The 19,520-nt window shown below is 69.1% G+C and carries 19 protein-coding genes; 8 read left to right on the plus strand and 11 right to left on the minus strand.

All coding sequences use genetic code 11. The annotated features are described in order from the left end of the window. Positions 1 to 372 precede the first annotated feature (372 nt). Positions 373 to 741: a hypothetical protein gene (locus tag ACQPYS_RS01445; protein WP_433491501.1), complete on the minus strand. Its 369-nt coding sequence runs from the start codon at positions 739 to 741 to the stop codon at positions 373 to 375. 699 nt (positions 742 to 1,440) lie between these two features. On the opposite strand from ACQPYS_RS01445, the gene ACQPYS_RS01450 reads away from it, so the two are divergent. After that, the gene (locus ACQPYS_RS01450; RefSeq protein ID WP_063035333.1) at positions 1,441 to 1,827 is read left to right on the plus strand and encodes a DUF1304 domain-containing protein; all 387 of its coding nucleotides are present in this window, start codon (positions 1,441 to 1,443) and stop codon (positions 1,825 to 1,827) included. Between the two features lie 18 nt (positions 1,828 to 1,845). On the opposite strand, the gene ACQPYS_RS01455 is transcribed toward ACQPYS_RS01450, so the two are convergent. Beyond that, the gene (locus tag ACQPYS_RS01455; RefSeq protein ID WP_063035278.1) at positions 1,846 to 2,436 is read right to left on the minus strand and encodes a TetR/AcrR family transcriptional regulator; all 591 of its coding nucleotides are present in this window, start codon (positions 2,434 to 2,436) and stop codon (positions 1,846 to 1,848) included. Positions 2,437 to 2,523: 87 nt separating this feature from the next. Between ACQPYS_RS01455 and ACQPYS_RS01460 the strand changes: the two genes are divergently transcribed. Then, positions 2,524 to 2,931 carry a DUF4267 domain-containing protein gene (locus ACQPYS_RS01460; RefSeq protein WP_433491502.1) on the plus strand — a complete coding sequence of 136 codons (408 nt, stop codon included), beginning with the start codon at positions 2,524 to 2,526 and terminating at the stop codon, positions 2,929 to 2,931. A 51-nt stretch (positions 2,932 to 2,982) separates the two neighbouring features. Beyond that, positions 2,983 to 3,456: a DUF1772 domain-containing protein gene (locus tag ACQPYS_RS01465; RefSeq protein WP_431939397.1), complete on the plus strand. Its 474-nt coding sequence runs from the start codon at positions 2,983 to 2,985 to the stop codon at positions 3,454 to 3,456. A gap of 81 nt (positions 3,457 to 3,537) precedes the next feature. Here the strand turns inward: ACQPYS_RS01465 and ACQPYS_RS01470 are convergent, their stop codons facing one another. From ACQPYS_RS01470 to ACQPYS_RS01480, 3 genes are all read right to left on the minus strand, one after another. Further along, complete coding sequence (locus ACQPYS_RS01470) at positions 3,538 to 3,795, minus strand: helix-turn-helix domain-containing protein (protein WP_433491503.1); 258 nt, start codon at positions 3,793 to 3,795, stop codon at positions 3,538 to 3,540. Between the two features lie 125 nt (positions 3,796 to 3,920). Next, positions 3,921 to 4,841 (minus strand): NADP-dependent oxidoreductase, encoded by a 921-nt coding sequence (locus tag ACQPYS_RS01475; protein WP_433491504.1) that lies wholly within the window; start codon positions 4,839 to 4,841, stop codon positions 3,921 to 3,923. Between the two features lie 140 nt (positions 4,842 to 4,981). Beyond that, on the minus strand, positions 4,982 to 6,034 hold the full coding sequence (locus ACQPYS_RS01480; protein WP_063035282.1) for an alpha/beta fold hydrolase: 1,053 nt from the start codon (positions 6,032 to 6,034) through the stop codon (positions 4,982 to 4,984). A gap of 265 nt (positions 6,035 to 6,299) precedes the next feature. Here ACQPYS_RS01480 and ACQPYS_RS01485 point away from each other — a divergent pair, with 265 nt between their 5' ends. Next, complete coding sequence (locus ACQPYS_RS01485; RefSeq protein ID WP_431939394.1) at positions 6,300 to 6,791, plus strand: DUF2752 domain-containing protein; 492 nt, start codon at positions 6,300 to 6,302, stop codon at positions 6,789 to 6,791. A 14-nt stretch (positions 6,792 to 6,805) separates the two neighbouring features. Further along, on the plus strand, positions 6,806 to 6,994 hold the full coding sequence (locus ACQPYS_RS01490) for a hypothetical protein (protein ID WP_063035283.1): 189 nt from the start codon (positions 6,806 to 6,808) through the stop codon (positions 6,992 to 6,994). Here ACQPYS_RS01490 and ACQPYS_RS01495 read toward each other — a convergent pair. The 4 genes from ACQPYS_RS01495 to ACQPYS_RS01510 all read right to left on the minus strand — a co-directional run bounded on the left by ACQPYS_RS01495 (position 6,979) and on the right by ACQPYS_RS01510 (position 13,489). Continuing rightward, entirely contained in the window at positions 6,979 to 8,334 is a 1,356-nt protein-coding gene (locus ACQPYS_RS01495) for a M1 family metallopeptidase (protein WP_063035284.1), read from the minus strand. The genes ACQPYS_RS01490 and ACQPYS_RS01495 overlap by 16 nt on opposite strands. Continuing rightward, positions 8,334 to 12,242 carry a Pls/PosA family non-ribosomal peptide synthetase gene (locus tag ACQPYS_RS01500; RefSeq protein ID WP_433491505.1) on the minus strand — a complete coding sequence of 1,303 codons (3,909 nt, stop codon included), beginning with the start codon at positions 12,240 to 12,242 and terminating at the stop codon, positions 8,334 to 8,336. Before ACQPYS_RS01500 ends, ACQPYS_RS01495 begins: the two co-directional genes overlap by 1 nt. 140 nt (positions 12,243 to 12,382) lie before the next feature. Beyond that, positions 12,383 to 12,943, minus strand: coding sequence for a flavin reductase family protein (locus ACQPYS_RS01505; RefSeq protein WP_063035336.1), 561 nt, complete (start codon positions 12,941 to 12,943; stop codon positions 12,383 to 12,385). Between the two features lie 72 nt (positions 12,944 to 13,015). Further along, positions 13,016 to 13,489, minus strand: coding sequence for a YbaK/EbsC family protein (locus tag ACQPYS_RS01510; RefSeq protein WP_433491506.1), 474 nt, complete (start codon positions 13,487 to 13,489; stop codon positions 13,016 to 13,018). A 148-nt stretch (positions 13,490 to 13,637) separates the two neighbouring features. On the opposite strand from ACQPYS_RS01510, the gene ACQPYS_RS01515 reads away from it, so the two are divergent. Continuing rightward, positions 13,638 to 14,459 carry a crotonase/enoyl-CoA hydratase family protein gene (locus tag ACQPYS_RS01515; RefSeq protein WP_063035287.1) on the plus strand — a complete coding sequence of 274 codons (822 nt, stop codon included), beginning with the start codon at positions 13,638 to 13,640 and terminating at the stop codon, positions 14,457 to 14,459. Between the two features lie 56 nt (positions 14,460 to 14,515). Here ACQPYS_RS01515 and ACQPYS_RS01520 read toward each other — a convergent pair whose 3' ends face one another. Together ACQPYS_RS01520 and ACQPYS_RS01525 are read right to left on the minus strand one after the other, a co-directional pair. After that, positions 14,516 to 15,682 (minus strand): SGNH/GDSL hydrolase family protein, encoded by a 1,167-nt coding sequence (locus ACQPYS_RS01520; RefSeq protein ID WP_433491507.1) that lies wholly within the window; start codon positions 15,680 to 15,682, stop codon positions 14,516 to 14,518. A 541-nt stretch (positions 15,683 to 16,223) separates the two neighbouring features. Then, positions 16,224 to 16,712, minus strand: a complete 489-nt coding sequence (locus tag ACQPYS_RS01525) for an inorganic diphosphatase (protein ID WP_030524167.1) — start codon at positions 16,710 to 16,712, stop codon at positions 16,224 to 16,226. Positions 16,713 to 16,905: 193 nt separating this feature from the next. Here ACQPYS_RS01525 and ACQPYS_RS01530 point away from each other — a divergent pair, with 193 nt between their 5' ends. Then, entirely contained in the window at positions 16,906 to 18,390 is a 1,485-nt protein-coding gene (locus ACQPYS_RS01530) for a D-alanyl-D-alanine carboxypeptidase/D-alanyl-D-alanine-endopeptidase (RefSeq protein WP_433492944.1), read from the plus strand. A gap of 14 nt (positions 18,391 to 18,404) precedes the next feature. Beyond that, a complete protein-coding gene (locus tag ACQPYS_RS01535; RefSeq protein WP_433491508.1) occupies positions 18,405 to 19,517 on the plus strand; it encodes a zinc-dependent metalloprotease in 1,113 nt (370 codons plus the stop codon). Positions 19,518 to 19,520: the final 3 nt, after the last annotated feature.

A 19,520-nucleotide genomic window follows, 5' to 3' on the forward strand; every position in this document is an offset into this window, starting at 1 on the left:
CCGACAAGCCATTATCGACATCTCCGCTGTATCGGCTTCGACAATATGGGAGTGCTCTTCGTCGTGGCGGTGTCGACGGTGACCCGCAACGATGGATGCCCAACCCGTAGGCGGCCAACGGAAGTGGATGCTCTGCCTATGTCCTCGATACTGGACGACCGGTGCCATCCGTCCGTTTCGGGCGGGCGGCACCGGTCGTCACTCGTGTTCATGCGGTGCGGTCGAAGCCTGCCTATCGGACTGCCGTGGCGAACGCGTCTCGGTGGACCGGTTCCGTGGCGGTGATGGTGACCAGGCCTCCGGCCACATCCACATCGACTGTAGCGTCGCCGAGTCGCACGGGGCCGATTGTGGCGGCCTCGTGCAGGTGGGTCAGGACCTCCTGATCGTGGCGCTGCCACCACCGCAGTGCCGCGGCGAATCCGGTGGCACCGAGAACCGCGAGGACCAACCAGGTCGTGGTGAACCGGTAGCGGTCGTCAGCTGTCCGGCGATCGGGTAGGTGAGCAGCCACGCCAGGTGCGAGAGCGGGAACTGGGCCGCGAACAGCGCGGGGCGGTCGGCCGGTCGGGACGAGCGGCGCGGGACCTGCCCGGTGGGTGTCAGTTTCGCCGCGGTCCCTACACCGATATCGGCCCATACCGCGATGGCGGCGGCCGCGCGCCGGTCACCGGAGTCGGCCAACGACAGGGCGAGGGCCGATCCGAGTGCGGCGAGCAGGGGTACCGCACCGGTGAGCATGACCGGTCGGGCACCGAGGCGATCGAGGACTCGGGGAAGCGCGAGGGCGACGAACGTACGCGTGGAAGCCCGCTACTAGCGGCACACCCACGCCTACGAACGCCTACGTCATCGACGCCGAACACCCGCGGTGGCCCACGACACCGCCGAGGCTCGTCGAAACCGTGGCAGCCCCGAACACCCACCGAACCGAATGATCGCCAACTGAAATGCCAGGTGGCTCAACGGAGTCGGACACCGGGAGGTATCAGAAAACCGCCTCCGAAGCAGAACTGTATCCGCGGAGGGGCAAGCCGAGGTGCCGTACCGACTGCCCTACAGGGCAGTTGACACGCGCGTATCGGCAGCGTTGGCATGGCTGTGGGTAGTGATATCCGGTTGTCCGCTGCAACGGCGCCGCACTCTCGCGCGCCGACGAGTCCTCGCAACCACTCGGCGCGGAGCATGTTCACACTGCCGACGCCCCCAGTCGCCGGGATCTCGAGCCGCCGCCAGGGCTGGCGGGGCCGGGAGGTCGGCAAACTCCGCGGCAGGGTGGAGGCGCTGGAGGCCCAGGCCGTCGAGGATAAGTAACGCATCGCGGAGCGCTCGCGGCGTCGGTTTTCGTGCGTGCCCGCCGCCATCAGTCAACGAACTCGACAGGCGGTTCCGCAGCGATAACCACAGGTCGGAGTGGTCTGTCGACTAGTGTCGGTGCTCGTGCTCATCGCTATCGCAGTGTTCGCGGCGGTTTCGGCGCTACTCCATGTCTACATCTGGTATTTGGAGTCGTTCGCGTGGACCGGTGCGGCGCGGGGTGTGTTCGGCATCAGTGCCGAGGAAGCTGCAGCGACCCGGGAGCTGGCCTTCAATCAGGGTTTCTACAACCTGTTCTTGGCGATCATCGCGGCGGTGGGGATCGTGGTGGCGGCAACGGGGGATCGGGGTGTCGGGGTGGCGTTGATCTTCGCCGGTATCGGGGCGATGCTGGGTGCCGCGCTGGTGCTGTTGCTCTCGTCGCCGGACAAGCGCGCATCGGCGGTCAAGCAGGGGGCTGCGCCGCTGGTGACCGTTGCGCTCGGGGTGATCTGGGCGCTCACCGGTTGAGCGGACGGTCCCGGCGGGTTACGAGTGCGGCGCGGAGCCGGCCTGCTCCAATAACCGGCTGAGGATTTCCACCCGGTTTTCGCGCAGGCCCGGGCGTAGGCGCTGGCCGCGTTCGAGGGTGGCCAGCCCGTGCAGTGCGCTCCAGCCGGTTTCGGTGAAGGTTTCCACGTCGTGGTCGCCGGCGAAGGGGGCCAGTGCGGCGACCAGTTCGGCGAACGCGTCGCGGAGGACCTGGGTGGCCTCGGGGCCGAACTTCAAATCGGTGGACATGGCGAACATGGCGTCGTAGACGGCGGGATGCTCGATGGCGAATTCGATATAGGCGCGGGCGAGGGCCGCCAGTGCGTCGGACTCCGACTCGGCGGTGGCCCGGGCGCGGTGCAGGGCCGCGGCGAGTTCGGCGATCCCGTCCTCGGCGACGGCCGTGACGATGGCGCGTTTGCCGGCGAAATGGCTGTAGAGGACGGGTTGGCTGTATTCGATCCGGTCGGCCAGCTTGCGGACGGTCACCGCGTCCCAGCCCTCGGTCTCCGCCAGTTCGCGCGCGGTATCGATGATCAGCCGGTGGCGTTCCGCCCGCTCCCGTTCCCGCCTTTTCTGAATGCTCATGCTCGAAATCCTAGCATCGCTAGACAAGAGGACCGAGGTGCGTTACTGTCGCTCTACAACATAGCGACGCTAGATATCGGAGCAACCATGATCACCACTCGGCGTATCGCCACCGCACTGTCGCTGATCGGGGCGGCGTTCATCCTCTACATCGGGATCAGCTACCTGATCACCCCCGAGTCGATCGCCACCGGATTCGGCCTGCCCGCGTGGCCTACCGGTGACGCCGCGGCATTCATGAATCTGAAGGGCGTACGCGACACGGTCAGCGGAATCCTCATCCTCGCGCTGCTGGCGCTCGGGCAGCGCTTCGCGCTGGGGGTCGCCATGCTCGTCATCGCGCTGATCCCGATTGGTGATATGGCCACCGTGCTGGCCTACGACGGCTCCACGGCGACCGCATTCGGAGTCCACGGCCTCACGGCAGTGCTCGTGGGCATCACCGGGCTGCTGCTCATCCGCGAGCCCGCAGCGTCCGCCTCCACTCCGACGTAACCGTCGAAACGTCCACCAGCAGCCGAAATTCGCAACACTCGGGAGCCTGTCATGACCGTGTCCATTCAGATCCTCGCCGCCGTCGCGGTTCTCGCCAATGCTGTCGTCTACGGCACCGACGTCTTGGGAGCGCTGGTCATGCGGTCGGTGCATCGCCGGCTCGACGACGCCGCCATGACCGTCAGTGCGGGCTGGGGGCACTACTACGCGGATTCGCGTATGCCGCCGATCGGTATCACCGGAGTGGTAGCGGCGTTGGGGGCCGCGGTCGTCGCCGCCCTGAGCGGCGCCGCCGGTGCCGCCGTTTCCGCGGGGCTGGCGGTGCTCGCCCTCGTGGTGTGGCTCGTTCTCTACGCGCGCATCGCCAAGCCGATCAACGCGGCGCAGAAGGCCGCCGCTCGATCGGGCGTGATTCCGCCGAATGCCCGTGCGCTGCAGGACCGGTGGGACAGCATTCTCTACCCGCGGGTGATCCTGCAGGCCCTCGCTCTGGTCGGATTGCTCGTCACCTCGGCCATTGTCTGAGTGCGCCGTTTCCGGGTGGCCGGGCGGGACTGATGTCCACCCGGTCACCCGATGCTTGTCGGCAGCATCGGCCGGGGCCGGTCACTCGCCGGCCGGCTTGATTCCCTCGAGTGCCAGCTCGACGAATTCCCGCATCGGGATCTCCAGGGCGATGCACAGCGCGTGCAGCTGCTGCATATCCGGTGAGCGCTGGCCGTTTTCGAACCGCTGGATAGTGCTGACGGCGAGGCCGGTCAGCGCCGCGAGTTGCTGTCGCGTGAAGTCGCGCCGCGCCCGGGCGGCCCGGAGCTCGGCCCCCACTGCCCGGTTGATCGCTGAAGCCGCCTCTTTCGAACCCATACGGACCATTCTGAGGTCCGAACGGCCGTGCTACAAATGCCTGGTCGGAGGCATATCGACCGCTCTCGCGGTGGTGGCCGCTGTCCTATCCCACCGGCTTGCCGTACGGGCTCGTGCCGACGGCGTCAGAGCACGATGACGTTTTTGCCGCGGGTATGGCCTGTCTGGCCCGCGGTGAAGGCATCGGCGACTTCCTCCAGAGAGAAGGTCGCGGCGACCGGGACCACGAGGTCGCCCTTGGTGGCGAGGTCGGCCAGACGCTGGGTCTGGAGGCCGTCCGGGCGCACCCAGACCGCGTGGCCGCCGTGTTCGGTCACGGAGCCGTCAGCGATCGAGGCATGGCGCCCGTTTTTCGCCAGAACGGCCAGGGTGGTGTCGAGCTGGCCACCGACGAAATCGGCCACCGCCTGCACACCGTCCGGGGCGAGTTCGCGGATACGTTCGATCACGCCCTCCCCGTAGGCCACCGGTTCGGCGCCGAGTTCACGCAGGAAATCGTGGTTGCGTTCGGAAGCGGTACCCAGGACCCGGGCACCGCGCGCCCGGGCGATCTGGACACCCAGGCTGCCCACCCCGCCGGCCGCGGCGTGGATGAGCACGGTGTCCTCGGCGGTCACCTGGAGAAGATCGAGCGCGCGCAGGGCGGTACCGCCGGCCAGGGGCAGCGCGCCGGCCTGCTCCCAGGGCAGATCCGCCGGTTTGCGGGCCACCCGCGCCGCGGGGACGGCGACCAGTTCGGCGAAGGTGCCGTCCTTGAGGACGTCCTTGCGCGCGTAGGCCAGAACTTCGTCCCCGACCTCGAATTCCGGGGTATCGGTGCCCTTGCCGACCACGATCCCGGCGACATCCCAGCCCGGGATCACCGGAAAGGTCGCATCGATCAGACCGTCCAGCGCACCCGACATCAGTTTCCAATCGACCGGGTTGACCCCGGCCGCGCGCACCTCGATCAGTACCGAACCCGGGAAGACTTTGGGTTTCGGCAGGTCACGTACCTGGATATCGCTGTTGTCGGTGGTGTAGCGGTCGTAGGTCGCTGCGCGCATAGTCCAGTCCTATCGGTTGCGGTTGTCATTGCGTGCAACGACGCGCCGCAAGCGATATTCCGGAGCCCGGACGGCGGGGCCGACCGGTGCGGAGGGTCCGCCGAGCCGGGCGACACTGACCGGACTCGGGGACTTCCCGCTCAGCCCGCGGCCGCGGACCGGGGGCTGGTGCGGTCCAGAACGGCGGTCAGCTCATTGTTGAAATGGTCGATCCGCTCGATATTGCCCAGGTGGCCGGTGGGCCAGACCTGGTAGTCGGGCCGGTGGCCGGCCTCGACCATGGTGTCGGCGATGAGGCGCGACATCCGTTCCGGCAGCAGCCGGTCGTAGCGGCCGGCGATGATCGTGGTGGGCACCGTCAGATTCGCCGCGGCCGCCCCGAGCTGCAGATCCGCCAGGATCGCGGCATGCCGGCCGCGCGCCAGCGGACGGCACGAACGCACGATGTTCAGGGCGAACTCGGCCTGCTCGTTGGTGGCGCCGCGGGCCATGATGCGTTCTTTCAGTATCTCGCGGGCCGCCCAGCCGCCGGGCAGGGGCAGGGGTGTGGTGAGGATGGACTCCGCGACGATCATCGGTAGGCGGAGGGGCGACCCGAGCAGGCTCAGCGGCTGGCTTCCCAGGCTGAGCGGCTTGTTCAACAGCGGCAGCAGATCGGTGTCGTAGCGGATATTGCCCGAGGTGGTGTTGGCCAGCACGACCGCGCGGGCCCGCCGGTTCACCTGTTCGGGATGGCGAGCGGCCCAGGCCTGCAGGGTGATACCGCCCATGCTGTGCCCGACCAGCAGGGCCTGCTGACCCGGGCGCAGGGTCGCGTCGAGGACGGCGGCGAGATCGTCGGCGAGGGTGCGGTCGCCCAACGGTGTGCGCCCGAGGGTGCTGTCGCCGTGGCCGCGCTGGTCGTAGGCGATCACGCGGTAGCGGTCCGCGAAGGCGTTGATCTGGGGGTGCCAGTATTCGATGCAGCAGCTCCAGCCGTGGATGAGCACGATCGGCTCGGCATCGGCGGGGCCGTAGGAGTGCACGCGCAGGCGGGCGCCGTCCACGGTGGTGACGGGAACGACCTCGGGATGGGCGGCCGGCGCGTTGTAGTGGGCCGTCCGGAATCGGCGCGCGCGCAAGGTAGCTCGGTACGGGGCGGTCAGAGCGCCTTGATGCGCCTGCGACAGCGCCGTTATCGATTTCACCAGCATCAGAACACTCCTTTGTGCCTGCTGACACGGTAACCCTGCAAGCTGGGTGCTTACAAGAGCAAGCGCCGTTCCGGTTCGCTTCATCCGGGATGTCGTTGTTTTCCCGAATATCGGGCCGGTGCAGGGCTCTGTTAACTCCAGGTTGCCCAGCCCGCCGGCGTTCTATGCCTCATCCGATGCATCCATGGCTTGTTTCGATGCAACCGGAGCAAGCACCTCCGGAGGTTGTGGCGTCAACCCGCGGGCCGCGACTACCGTGGATGTCGTGAACGACTCGGACGCAGCAGACCCGCGCGAGCTGGTGGGCCCAGGGGTTCCGGAAGCGGCCGCGTCGGATGGTGGTGGCGCCGAGTCGTCCGGGTGGCGCGGATTGTTGCTGCCCGGGGCGGCGGCGGCCGCGGGGGCGGCGGCGGTGCTGTTGTTGCACGTCCGCGACCCGCATATCGAGGGCTCGTACGGGCTGTGCCCGGTCTATGCCCTGTTCGGTGTGTACTGCCCGGGTTGCGGGGGTATGCGCGCAGTACACAACCTGACCGAGGGAAATATCGTCGACTCCCTGCACAGCAACCTGCTGGCGCTGCCGGTGTTGACGCTCTACGTGTTGTGGGTGGGCGATTGGGCGATCCGCGCATGGCGAGGTGAAGGACCCCGCGTGCCCGGGATCGGCAGCTTCACGATGTGGGCGATGCTCGGCTCGATCGCGGTCTACACGGTGGTGCGCAATACCCCCTGGGGCACCTGGCTGACGCCGGTCTGACAGACGAGGTACAGATGCGCGATTCACTCAAGGACCGGGTACGCGACAAATTGCTGCGGCAACTGACCGAGGACGGCCCGGAGGGTGCCGAACCGGAGGATCCACGCCTCATCTCGGTGGTCGCCGACCTCGATGCGCTGAACAGCGTCGCCGAGGACGATCCGCTCATCGAACAGCTCGCCGGACGCTACCTGGTTTTCTGACCCGCGCTCCCACCGATCGGCGGCAGTTGCGGTAGCGGTTCGGCATAGAGCCATTCCTGCCACAGGGGCTGCATGGGCGTCACGCTGTAGTGGCCGACCAGGTCGGTGAACTCCTCGGTGGAGACCGAGGCGTGCCGGTGCCGTGCGGTCCAATCGCGGATGAGCCGGAAGAACGCGGTATCACCCAGCTCCAGCCGCAGTGCGTGGAGCGTGAGGGCACCGCGTTTGTAGACCCGGTCGTCGAACATCAACTCGGGTCCCGGATCACCGACCAGGATGTTCTGCGGTTCCCGGCGCAGGGTGTGCCAGGCCGCACGGGCGAGCTGATCGGCGCTGGGCCCATGCGCGGCCTCCGACCAGATCCACTCCGCGTAGCAGGCGAAACCCTCATGCAACCAGATATCGCACCAGTGCTGGATGGTGAGGCTGTTGCCGAACCATTGGTGGGCGAGTTCGTGCGCAACCAGGCGTTCGGCGCCACGGCGGCCGTCACAGTGGTTGGCGCCGAATATGGAGATGCCCTGCGCCTCGATCGGGATCTCGAGTTCGTCCTCGGTGACCACGACCGAGTAGCTCCGGAACGGATACGGGCCGAACAGTTCGCTGAAGACCGACATCATCTCGGGTTGCCGGGCGAAATCGTGATCGAAGGCCGCGCGTAGCGGCGTGGGTATCACCGCGTGGATCGGGACGGGCGTGCGCCGGTCGGTGAGCTGGTGCCTGCGGTAGCGCCCGATCTGGACGGTGGCCAGGTAGGTCGCCATCGGCTCGGTCTGTTCATAGACCCAGGTGGTCTGACCGGCTTTGGTCTGCTTACCGATCAGTTCACCGTTGGCGAGGGTGAAGTACGGGGTATCGGTGGTGACGGCGATCCGGTAGCTCGCCTTGGAACTGGGATGGTCGTCGCAGGGGAACCAGGACGCGGCGCCGTTGGGCTGGCTGGCCACCAGTGCCCCCTCGGTGAGCTCTTCCCAGCCGACCTCACCCCAGGGCCCACGGACCGGTTTCGGCGCGCCGGCGTACTGCACGACCAGTTGCAGGATTCCGCCGGCGGGTATCCGCTCGCGCGGGGTGACGGTGAGTTTGCCGCGCTGATGGGTGTACTTACCGGCTTTGCCACCGTTGATCAGAACCTTCGACACCGCCAGCGCCTGGGACAGGTCGAGCGAGAAGCGTGGGCGTTCGGCGGTGGCGACGGCGGTGATCACCGCCCGCCCGGCGAGCCGGTTACTGGCCACCTTGTAGTTCAGGTCCAGTTCGTACCGTGATACCCGATAGCCCCTGTTCCCGTTCTGCGGGAGATAGTCGTCGATGGGCGCGTCGTAGAACCTGCTCCCCATCAGCTGTCCGTGTCCTCGTCGGATTCGGGGTCGGCCGCCGGGCCGGCCCAGGGTGCGATGGGGTTGCCCCACCATCTGGTGGAGGCCGGTACGGTATCGCCGCGCATCACCAGGGAGGCCGGGCCCACTGTGGCGGCAGCGCCGAGGGTGGCGGCGGGCAGGGCGACGCAGTGCGGCCCGAGGGTGGCGCCGGGCTTCAGGGTCACGGTGTCCATGGCCATGATGCGGTCGTGGAACAGGTGGGTCTGCACGACGCAGCCGCGTTCCACGGTCGCGCCGTCACCGAGTGTCACCAGATCTGCCTCCGGAAGCCAATAGGACTCGCACCATACCCCGCGACCGATCGTCGCGCCGAGCGCGCGCAACCAGAGGTTCAGTACGGGCGTACCGGTCGCCGCGCGCGCGAACCAGGGCGCCGCGACGGTTTCCACGAACGCGTCCGATACCTCGTTACGCCAGACGAACGAACTCCACAGCGGATGCTCACCGGTGCGGATCCGCCCGACCAGCACCCATTTCGCGGTGACCGCGCTCGCGCAGGCCACCGCGCCCGCGACCATCAGCACCACCCCGGACAGCAGCGCCGCCGCCGGATAGCCGAAACGGTCGGCCAGCCGGGCCAGCGCCAGCAGGACACCGAGGCCGATGGCGAAGGTCACCACGACCGCGGCGAGGCGGCAGGTCTCGAACGCGGCCCGGAAGACGCGCAGCCGCAGTGGCGGATCGAAGGTGCGGTCGGTATCTGCGGTACCCGCGGCCCGGCGCAACCGGACCGGCGGGCTGCCCAGCCAGGACGAGCCGGCCTTCGCCTTGGTCGGCGCCGCCGACAGCACCGCGACCAGCCCGTTCTTCGGCACCCGCCGGCCGGGCGCGGCCATACCGGAGTTGCCGAGGAACGCGCGTTTGCCCACCTTCGCCTCGCCGATGCGCAACCAGCCGCCGCCGAGCTCGTAACCGGCGACCATGGTGTCGTCGGCCAGGAAGGCACCGTCGGCGACGGTGGTGAACTTGGGCAGCAGCAGCACCGTGGACGCCTCGACCCGTTTGCCGACCTTCGCGCCGAGCAGGCGCAGCCAGATCGGGGTGAGCAGCGAGGCGTAGAGGGGGAACAGGAAGGTGCGAGCGGAGTCCAGCAGGCGTTCGGTGGCCCAGACCTGCCAGCCGACCCGGCTGCGTACCGGGTGGTAGCCCTCCGTGAGTCCGATACTGAGCAGCCGGACGGCCACGACGGTCGTGACGGCGTAGACCACCAGACTGAACATGGTGGCGACGGGTAGCCAGAGGAAGGCGGGCAGCAGGGCGTCCGCGAAATCCGTGGTGTCCCGGATACCCCAGGCGATCACGGCCAGGCCCGCCGCGAGCCCGAACAGCGGCAGCGCCCCCAGGGCCAGCGATCCGATCCCGAAGGCCGGTACCCAGTGCACCGCTCGCTCCGGCGTCTCCGCGGGCCAGCGGTGCCGGGCCTTCCCGACCTTCACCGCCGGTGACCCCGCCCATTCCTGACCGGCCTTCACCTTCCCGGACACCGCCGACCCCGCGGCGATCTCGGCGTCGCGGCCGATCCGGGTTCCGGGCAGCAGCACCGAGCGGGCACCCACCACCGCGCCCCGGCCGACCACGATCGAACCGATGAGCACGGTATCGCCGTCGATCCAGTAGCCGGACAGATCTACCTCGGGTTCGACACTGCACCCGTCACGCAGTTCGAGCATGCCGGTCACCGGGGGCAGCGTGTGCAGATCGACGCCCTTACCCACCTTCGCGCCGAGGGCGCGCGCGAACGGCACCATCCACGGTGCTCCAGAGAGGTTCTCCGCGCCGCTGGCCTCCGCCAGCCGGACCGCCGCCCACAGTCGCAGATGTACCGAACCGCCGCGCGGGTAACTGCCCGGCCGCACACCCGCGAGCAGGGTCCGGGCGCCCCCCACACAGATCGCCATCCGGCCTAGCGGAGTGATGAAGATTCCGAACAGCAGTGCGGTCCACCACCACGACAGGCGCGGAAGCCAGGGCAGCAGTTCGAACCACGCGGCCACCCCCGAGGCGACGGCCAGCCAGGTGATCCATTGCAGGCCGGTGAGCGTCGCCAGGGCCACGGTGGCCAGTACCTGGATCCACTGGGCCGACAGTGGGGTGGGGCGGACCGGGCGCATCTGCGCGGCGGCGGCCGGGGCGCTCTGGTCGAGTAGTTCGGTGAGCGCGCCGAGGCGAGGGTGGTCGTATACATCGGCCACCGTGACCAGCGGGTATCGCACCCGCAGCCCGGTGACAAGTTGCGCCGCCGACAGTGAACCGCCGCCGAGCGCGAAGAAATCGGCATCGGCGCCGGTGATCTCGGCGCCCAGGACATCGGTCCACAGCTGCGCGACCCAGGCGGCGGTACCGGTGAGTCCGTGATCGATTCCGCTGCCGACGTCGGCGAGGGGCCAGGGCAGCGCGTTCCGGTCGACCTTGCCCGAGGTGCGGGTCGGCAACTCCGGCACGACCACCAGCCGGGGGATCAGCGGGGCCGGCAGCTGCCCGGCGAGCCGGGCGCGGGCCGCGGCCAGGTCGTAGTCCGCGGGGACTCCGGTGAGATAGCCGATCAGGACCGGCGCACCGGTCGCTGTGGCCCGCACCGCGGCGGCCGCCCCACCGACTCCGGGGAGATGCTGGAGCGCGTTGTCGATCTCGCCGAGTTCGATGCGGCGGCCGCCGATCTTCACCTGATCATCGGCCCGGCCGAGGAAGATCAGCCCCGCCTCCTCGTTACGGACCAGGTCGCCGCTGCGGTAGGCGCGGTCCCAGCCCAGCGTGGGCAGGGGCGCGTACTTCTCGGCGTCCTTCGCCGGATCGAGATAGCGGGCCAGTCCGACGCCGCCGATCACCAATTCACCGGTCTCGCCCTCGCCGACCGGTACACCGTCGACGTCGACCACGACCAGATCCCACCCGTCCAGCGGGAGACCGATACGCACCGGCCCGGTGCCGTCCAGCAGTGCGGCGCAGGCGACCACGGTGGCCTCGGTGGGGCCGTAGGTGTTCCACACCTCACGGTCGGGGTCGGCGAGACGTTCGGCCAGTTCCGGGGGCACCGCCTCGCCGCCGAAGATGAACAACCGGACCGATTCCAGGGCCTCGGCGGGCCAGGTCGCGGCCAGGGTCGGGACGGTGGACACCACGGTGATGCCCTGCCGGACCAGCCACGGGCCGAGATCGGCGCCGGTGCGGACCAGCGCGCGCGGTGCGGGCACCAGACAGGCGCCGTGTCGCCAGGCCAGCCACATCTCCTCACAGGAGGCGTCGAAAGCGACCGAGAGTCCGGCCAGGACGCGGTCGCCGGGCCCGAGCGGCGCGTTCTGGAGGAACATGCGGGCCTCGGCATCGACGAAAGCGGCCGCGTTGCGATGGGTCACCGCGACACCCTTGGGAGTGCCCGTGGAACCCGAGGTGAAGATGATCCAGGCATCGTCGTCGACCGTGGGTGCCGGCTCGACGGCCTCGCCGCCTTCCGCCGGGTCCGGGCGCCCGGGTACCGGCCGGATGCCGTCGGCCGTCACCACGGCCGTCACCCGGGCCTCGGTGAAGACCAGATCGGCCCGCTCCTCGGGATCGTCGGCGTCCACCGGGACGTAGGCGGCACCTGCGTGCAACACCGCCAGGATGGTGAGGTAGAGCTCCCAGGTGCCCGAGGGCATCCGCACACCCACCCGGTCGCCCCGGCGCACCCCGGCGGCGGCCAGGTCCCGGACCGAGTTCTCGATCTCGGTGCGCACTTCCGCGTAGGTGAGGGTGCGGTCCGCCGTGGCGATGGCGGGGGCATCGGGATACGCGGCGGCCGTCTCGGTGACGATATCGACCAGGGTGCGCGCCGGCGGCGCCGCCTCGGCCCGCCGTAGCGCGCTCTCCGCGTCCACCTGCGTCCGCATCAGTCCGGCCCACCTTCCATCGCCCAGCCGACGGACTGGTTCTCTCATACGAGGGTTACCGCACGGCAAACAGCGGTCGACCGGGTGAACAGATTACTCGGCCACGGATAACACCCGATGTCAGCGGGCGGGCGGGGCCGCTATTCCACGTCGTCGGCGAGCAGGGTCGGCCGGTAGTACCGGCCGTTGTAATAGAGCAGGGGAGCCGCGGCCGCTTCGTCGCCGGTGTCGTCGTGCACCCGGACCACCCGGCCGACCACGAAGGTGTGATCGCCGATCGGGATGAGCTGCTCCACGGTGGTGCGCAACCACAGCGGGGTGCCGTGCAGAACCGGTTCGCCGGTGTCCAGCGCACTCCACAGGCCGGGATCGGTGAACCGGTGCGCGGCGGTCCGGGCGAAACGCTGGGCCAGGTGGCGCTGGTGTTCGCCGAGGAAATGGATCACCACGGACTCGGCGGCGGTCAGCGCCTCCAGGCTGGACGACGTGTGGCTGATGTTGAACGAGACGAGTGGCGGGTCGAGGGACAGCGAGGCGAACGAGGTCGCCGTGAAACCGACCGGACCGGTGGCCGAGCCGAGCGTCACGATGGTGACGCCGGACGGATAGTGGCGCATCGAGGCGCGGTACTGCTCGGCGGTGATACCGCTGAGGTCGTCGGGGATCCGGATTCCGGTATCGGGCCGTGGTGCTTCGGTCACCTCGCCGACGCTACGCCCGGAACAGCACGGCGCGGCGAGCTGGTCCACTGTCCGGGAAGGTGGTGAGCGAGGTCAATCCAGGTCGAGGGACAGTCCCGCGGTGATCCGCAACAGTTCGGTGTACGAGGTACGGAAGACGGTCCCCGGGCTGCCACCGGCGGCCCACAGTTCGCGATGACCGGATAGTCGCGAATCCACCCAGGTGGGCAGATTCGCCGGATGACCGACGGGCGCCACACTGCCCGGCAGCTGGCCGGTGTAGCGCATCACCAGGTGGGGTGGCGCGGGAATGAGCGCGCCCTCGAGGCGCACGCCGGTACGTTCCGGATCCACCCGGTGCGCGGCCGAGACCAGCAGCAGGATCGGCTCGTCACCCAGTAGGAAGACCTCCGAATGCACGAGCGCTCCGAGGCCCACCTCCATCGCCTCGGCGGTCTCCGCGGGACCGGTCGCCGATTCCGGCGCGGTGACGATCAGCCCGTGGTGGCCACGGGCGATCAGAGTATCCGAGACCCGGCAGGTTATCTGTGGAAGCGACCTGCGCATGGGCACAGGGTAGAGCGAGACGCAGCGTCCCGCGTGGCTTTCCGCCAGTCACCGGACGAGGCCGTTCGCCGGCCGGGACGATCTCGTGCACCGGAGCCGGTCCGGTGGGCGGCGCCCGCCGCCCGCTGTGCCCCCTTAGGCTGGGCAGATGACAGATTGGCAGGCTTTCACCGTCGAGACCGACGATCACGTCGCCCGGGTGACCCTCACCGGACCGGGTAAGGGCAATGCGATGGGCCCGGATTTCTGGCGGGAGCTGCCGGAGATCTTCCACGGCCTCGATGCCGACCCCGAGATCCGCGCCGTCGTGCTCACCGGCTCCGGGAAACACTTCTCCTACGGCCTGGATCTGCCCGCGATGAGTGGCACCTTCGGCCCGCTGATGGCCGACCGCGCGCTCGCCGCCCCGCGGACCGATTTCCTCGCCGATATCCGGCGCCTGCAGGCCTCGATCACCGCCGTCGCCGAATGCCGCAAACCGGTGATCGCCGCGGTTTCCGGCTGGTGCATCGGCGGCGGCCTGGACCTGATCGCCGCCGCCGATATCCGCTACGCCAGCGCGGAAGCCAAATTCAGTCTGCGGGAGGCGAAGGTCGCCATCGTCGCCGACGTGGGTTCGCTCCAGCGGTTGCCCGGGATCATCTCGGAGGGCCACCTGCGTGAACTGGCCTTCACGGCCAAGGACATCGACGCGACCCGGGCGGAGAAGATCGGCCTGGTCAACGATGTCTTCGCCGATCAGGAGGCGGTACTGGAAGCAGCCCACGCCACCGCCCGCGAAATCGCCGCCAACCCGCCGCTGGTGGTGCAGGGCGTGAAGGATGTACTGGGACAACGGAACTCCGCCGCGGTAGCCGAGGGCCTGCGCTACGTCTCGGCCTGGAACGCCGCCTTCCTGCCGTCCGAGGACCTGACCGAAGCCATCCAGGCGGTCTTCGAGAAGCGGACCCCGGAGTACAAGGGGCGCTGAACGCCGCGACACGGCGGGCCTCGAACCGAGGTCCGTCGTATCCGGCATATACCGGGTCAAGAGCGGGCGAAGGGCCCCGGAGCGGTGAATACCCGTTCGGCGAAGCGTTCGCCGATGCGGAGATGGGTGGCGGCATCGGGGTGTAGCCGATCGGGGAGTGGCCGCTCGGCGAAATCCGCCGCGCCGTACAGGTCCAGTCCGTCGAGGTAATGCAGGTTCGGATCCTCGACGGCCCGCTGTTCCACGATGCGCGCGAGTTCGGTACGCATCCGGACCAGCGTCAGCCGGGTGGGATCGTCCGGGTCGCCGTCGGCGCGGAACAGCACTCTGCCGTCGACGATTTCCGGAGAGCAGGGGCCGGGGGTGCGCTCGTGGATGGGGCACAGAACCGCCGAGACGACCAACAGCGGCGTGGTGAGGTGACCGTCGCGGACGGTGTCGAGGAAACCATGCACCGCGGAGGTGAACGCGCGCGACCGCATGGCGTCGGCGTTGACCAGGTTGATGCCGATCGCCAGGCTGATCACATCGGCCGGGACGTCGCGGATGGTGCGGGCGGCGAACTGGTCGAGCAGGGCGTTACCGCGGAGACCGAGGTTGAGTACGTCCACGTCGGCGGCGCGGGCGGCGGTGGCGACCCAGGTCCCGGTGGGGCGTTCGGCATTGGAGCCGTGGCTGATCGAGCTGCCGTAGTGCACCCAGGTGTGGTCCCGTGCCGGTGCGGGTTCGATCGGCGCGTCGGTGCGCAGCGCGATCAGTTCGAGGGACTCGGTGTGCGGCAACCAGATCTCGACGGTCTTCGGCCCCGCGGGGAGGTTCGCGAAACGCACCGTGCCCGCCGGACCGTGGTCGGTATCGATGGCTCCGCTGGTGGCGTCGATCCGATGCGTGATGCCGGTGGGAATGCTCGCCGCCCCGGACAGTCGGCCGTCCACCAGGATCTCGAATACCCCGTGCGGCAGCGCGAGCCCATTGGTGAAGGCGACGCGGGTAGGCAGGGCCTCCAGTTCGACGACCGTGGCCTCGCTGCGGAACACTACGCGCGCGCCGGTGGGTTGGGCCTCTACCATCGTCAAGAAGGAGTCCTCGAACCGGCGGCGCGCGGAGGCGGGAAACCGGTGCGGTACGACGCCGTGCGCGGCCGGGTCGAGCTCGAGTGCGCCGCGCACCAGGCGGTGGTCGATCGGGGTGATCATCAGCTCGCCGTGTCCGGACTCATCCATGCGAGTGAGCCTCTCATCGCCGCCCGGACGCCGTCCAATGAACTCGGCCAAGACCAAGAACCTACGCGGGCAAGCCCCACCCCACCCCAGCCGAGACAGCTCGAGTCTCGAGTCGAGTCGGCATGCGAGCCCGACATCGGATGCCGACGCAACCGCATGTGTCGAGTGTTGCGAGACACCTCAAAGGGTTGAGGCCCGTCTCGCCGTTTCGGCCTCGAAAGCGCATGAGCCGAAGGCTCGAGTCTCGAGGCCGAAACGGCGAGACCGAGGGGGCCTCAACCCCGCGCGCGCCAGCGCGCCAAAAACACAGCACCTTCGCGAGCAAGCTCACTTCCCCACCTTCGCGAGTGAGCCTGCCTCCAGCCTCCACGGACAGCTCCGTCCTCGCCACGGATGTGCCACCTCGCCTTTCGCGAGCGAGCGTGCCACCCCACCCCTGATGGGGCGTGCCGCTCACCCCGTGAGCAGAACCCCTGTGCCGACAGGGCATCACCGACCTCATGATCCAAGCCGGCTCGCAGGAGTTCCGCCCGCTGAAGCCTCAGTGGCCTTGTTCTTCCAAACGCTTGAAGGACGCCTGGATCTCGGCCTCCGCTTCCGCCCGGCCCACCCACTCGGAACCCTTGACGAACTTGCCGGGCTCGAGGTCCTTGTACCGCTCGAAGAAATGCTTGATGGCGGCCAATTCGAACTCGGGGACGTCGCCGAGGTCCTGGATGTGGTCCCAGCGCGGGTCACCGGCCGGGACACAGAGGATCTTGTCGTCGCCGCCGGCTTCGTCGGTCATCTTGTACATGGCGACGGGGCGCGCCTCGACGATGACGCCCGGGAACACCGAATCGGGCAGTAGGACGAGCGCGTCCAGCGGGTCGCCGTCCTCTCCGAGGGTGTTCTCGATGTAGCCGTAATCGGCCGGGTAGGCCATGGAGGTGAACAGGAACCGGTCGAGGCGCACACGCCCGGTTTCGTGATCGACCTCGTATTTGTTGCGTGAACCCTTGGGGATCTCGATGGTGACGTCGAACTCCACGCCAACTCCTTTCGCTGCTCTCACGATGCGCCGTGGTGGCCGGCGTCGCCGACGCACCCGGTTGTTCGCCGAGAACGGTAACCGAACACCGATATTGTTGTCGGCGGGCACATGGGTTCAGTGGGGGCTCGGGTGTGATAGTCGCCGGACATGGGAGAAGACGGGCAACGTGGTGGTGCAGGGCGGCAGCGGTATGTATGGTTCGGCCACGCGCCGGCGCCGCGGCGTACGGACTTGGTCGATCATCGTGCTGGTGGTGCTGGCGGGGGCGGTGGCGGTGGCCGCGGTGATCCTGAAACCGTGGACGCCGGAGTTCCGGCACGGTGGGCTCACCATCGCCGCGCCGCCCGCACCGGCCATCGTTTCGCCCGAGGTGGCGCCGGCCCCGGATACCGCGCCCGCGCCGAGCGCGGCGGGTGTCGCGGCGGCGCTCGGCCCGGTGGTCGCCAGTCCCGATCTGGGTGGTTTCGCCGGATCGGTCACCGATGCGGCCAGTGGCACCGTGTTGTGGAGTGAGCGCGCCGACGAGCCGCGCGTGCCCTCGTCGACGGCCAAGATCATGACCACCGCGGCGGCATTGCTCACTCTGCCCGCCGATCAGCGAGTGCACACCAAGGTCGTGGCGGGTTCGTCGCCCGATGAGATCGTCCTGGTGGCCGCCGGTGATCCGACGCTCACCGCGCAGCCGGGCGGGCAGGGGTACTACCCGGGTGCGGGCAGTCTGTTGGATCTGGCCGCTCAGGTGCGCAACGCGGATATCCGGGCCGGCACGATCGTGGTGGATACCTCCGTCTATACGGGCGAGACCATGGCCCGCGGCTGGGATCCGGTCGATATCCCCGGCGGCTCGATCGCACCACTGGAATCGGTGATGCTCGACGGTGGCCGACTCGATCCCGCCGGCGAGTATTCGCCGCGGTCGGGGAGTCCGGCGCTGGATGTGGGCCGGCGGCTGGCTACCGAGCTCGGTCTCGACCCGGCCGAAGTGCGGATCGGCACGGCACCGCTGGGTACCAAACGACTGGGCGAGGTCGCTTCGGCGCCGCTACGCGACCGGCTGCGCGACATGATGGTGTACTCGGACAATGTCCTGGCCGAGACCATCGGCCGGGAGGTCGCCCAGGCCACCGGGCGGCCGATGTCGTTCGAGGGGGCGGCGGCCGCGGTGGCGGCGGTGCTGGCCGAGCACGGTTTCGATATGACCGGTGTGACGATGTTCGACTGCAGCGGGCTCTCGGTGGACGACCGGATCCCCGCCCGGCTGCTGAACCAGATCATCAATACCGCGGCCGGTCCCGAACGGGACGCCGAGCCCACCACCAGCGCGCCCGCGCCGCTCGCGCCGCCGCTGGGTGCGGGGGCGGGCCGCCGGGCGCAGCCGGAACCGGCCGCCACCACGCTCACGAGCCGGTTGGTGCCGATGCTGGACTATTTGCCGGTCGCGGGCGGTACCGGCTCGCTGAGCAGCCGATATGTCACGCAGAATCAGGGCGGTGCCGGCTGGGTGCGTGCCAAGACCGGAACATTGTCGGTCGCCAGTACGTTGGCTGGTTACGTGCTTGATCGTGACGGCCGGGTCCTGACCTTCACACTGATGTCGAGCGATCGGCCCCCGGAGGTCAGTCGGCCCGCTCTGGACGCCGTCGCGACCACTCTGCGCAACTGTGGATGTTCCTGACGGCTGGAGGGCGCATGACGATTCGACAAGGTCCCGATGGGCCCGGCGCCCGGACAGTGGCCGAGAACGGCGGCTCCGGTGACGAGCGGCGCACTTTCTCGGGCTCGGTGGACTGGCGCTGGGCGGCCCGTACCGGCGCCGCGCTGGTACCGGCCGGGCCCCGTACTTCCCGGCCGGCCGCGGAGCAGGCGGTGGCCGAGCTGAGCGAGGCCTCGGTGCGGGCCGAGGCGCCCGTGCGGGCGGTGACCGGCCTGCTCGACGACCAGCCCGTACCCGCGGCCCGGGTCGTGGACCGGCCCGGCTGGATCGGGGCGGCGGCCGATTCCATGGCCCAGCTGACCGGTACCGGAACCACGGACCGGTCCGGCCTGTTCACCGGTAAACCGGCCGGAGTGCAGGTGGGCGCCATGCTGGCGTTCCTGTCCACGGCGATCTTGGGCCAATACGACCCGTTCACCGGCCCGGACGGCACGCTGCTGCTGGTGGCGCCGAATATCGTGGGGGTCGAGCGCGCGCTCGCGGTGCCGTCGGCGGATTTCCGACTGTGGGTCTGCCTGCACGAGGTGTGCCACCGGGTGCAGTTCTCGGCGTCGCCGTGGCTGGCCGGGTATATGCGCGACAACGTCGAGGTGCTCGGCGAGATCGGTGACGAGGCGACCTCGGAGATGCTGTCCCGATTGCTCACCGAGGTGAAACTGCGGCGCAGCGGCCAGGTTTCCGACGATCCGGCCTCGCGCGGCGTGGTGGGACTGCTGCGGGCCACCCAGCCTCCGGAACAGCGGGCGGCACTGGACCGGTTGCTGCTGCTCGGCACTTTGCTGGAAGGTCACGCCGACCATGTGATGGACGCGGTCGGCCCGAGTGTGGTGCCCTCGGTCGAGCAGATCAGGACGGCGTTCGACAAACGCCGGACCCGGCCCGCGAACCCGGTGCAGCGCCTGCTGCGCGCGCTGCTCGGTATCGACGCGAAGGTGGCGCAGTACGTGCGCGGGAAGGCCTTCGTCGACGAGGTGGTGCGCACAGTCGGAATGGAACGGTTCAACGTGATCTGGACCGATGCCGATACGCTGCCGCGTACCGACGAGATCGACGAACCGCGGCGCTGGATCGCCCGCGTGCTGGACTGAGCG

This window comes from Nocardia grenadensis (assembly GCF_050942415.1).
Taxonomy (GTDB): domain Bacteria; phylum Actinomycetota; class Actinomycetes; order Mycobacteriales; family Mycobacteriaceae; genus Nocardia; species Nocardia grenadensis.

What these genes read in the sequence shown, in the direction of transcription:
- ACQPYS_RS01510 (WP_433491506.1), bottom strand. Translation starts at nt 13,489, where the DNA reads ATGCGCAGGTCGCTTCCACAGATAACCTGCCGGGTCTCGGATACTCTG.
- ACQPYS_RS01455 (WP_063035278.1), bottom strand. Translation starts at nt 2,436, where the DNA reads ATGAGCATTCAGAAAAGGCGGGAACGGGAGCGGGCGGAACGCCACCGG.
- ACQPYS_RS01530 (WP_433492944.1), top strand. Translation starts at nt 16,906, where the DNA reads ATGTATGGTTCGGCCACGCGCCGGCGCCGCGGCGTACGGACTTGGTCG.
- ACQPYS_RS01520 (WP_433491507.1), bottom strand. Translation starts at nt 15,682, where the DNA reads ATGGATGAGTCCGGACACGGCGAGCTGATGATCACCCCGATCGACCAC.
- ACQPYS_RS01470 (WP_433491503.1), bottom strand. Translation starts at nt 3,795, where the DNA reads ATGGGTTCGAAAGAGGCGGCTTCAGCGATCAACCGGGCAGTGGGGGCC.
- ACQPYS_RS01495 (WP_063035284.1), bottom strand. Translation starts at nt 8,334, where the DNA reads ATGGGGAGCAGGTTCTACGACGCGCCCATCGACGACTATCTCCCGCAG.
- ACQPYS_RS01465 (WP_431939397.1), top strand. Translation starts at nt 2,983, where the DNA reads ATGACCGTGTCCATTCAGATCCTCGCCGCCGTCGCGGTTCTCGCCAAT.
- ACQPYS_RS01480 (WP_063035282.1), bottom strand. Translation starts at nt 6,034, where the DNA reads ATGCTGGTGAAATCGATAACGGCGCTGTCGCAGGCGCATCAAGGCGCT.
- ACQPYS_RS01500 (WP_433491505.1), bottom strand. Translation starts at nt 12,242, where the DNA reads ATGCGGACGCAGGTGGACGCGGAGAGCGCGCTACGGCGGGCCGAGGCG.
- ACQPYS_RS01490 (WP_063035283.1), top strand. Translation starts at nt 6,806, where the DNA reads ATGCGCGATTCACTCAAGGACCGGGTACGCGACAAATTGCTGCGGCAA.
- ACQPYS_RS01535 (WP_433491508.1), top strand. Translation starts at nt 18,405, where the DNA reads ATGACGATTCGACAAGGTCCCGATGGGCCCGGCGCCCGGACAGTGGCC.
- ACQPYS_RS01460 (WP_433491502.1), top strand. Translation starts at nt 2,524, where the DNA reads ATGATCACCACTCGGCGTATCGCCACCGCACTGTCGCTGATCGGGGCG.
- ACQPYS_RS01475 (WP_433491504.1), bottom strand. Translation starts at nt 4,841, where the DNA reads ATGCGCGCAGCGACCTACGACCGCTACACCACCGACAACAGCGATATC.
- ACQPYS_RS01445 (WP_433491501.1), bottom strand. Translation starts at nt 741, where the DNA reads ATGCTCACCGGTGCGGTACCCCTGCTCGCCGCACTCGGATCGGCCCTC.
- ACQPYS_RS01515 (WP_063035287.1), top strand. Translation starts at nt 13,638, where the DNA reads ATGACAGATTGGCAGGCTTTCACCGTCGAGACCGACGATCACGTCGCC.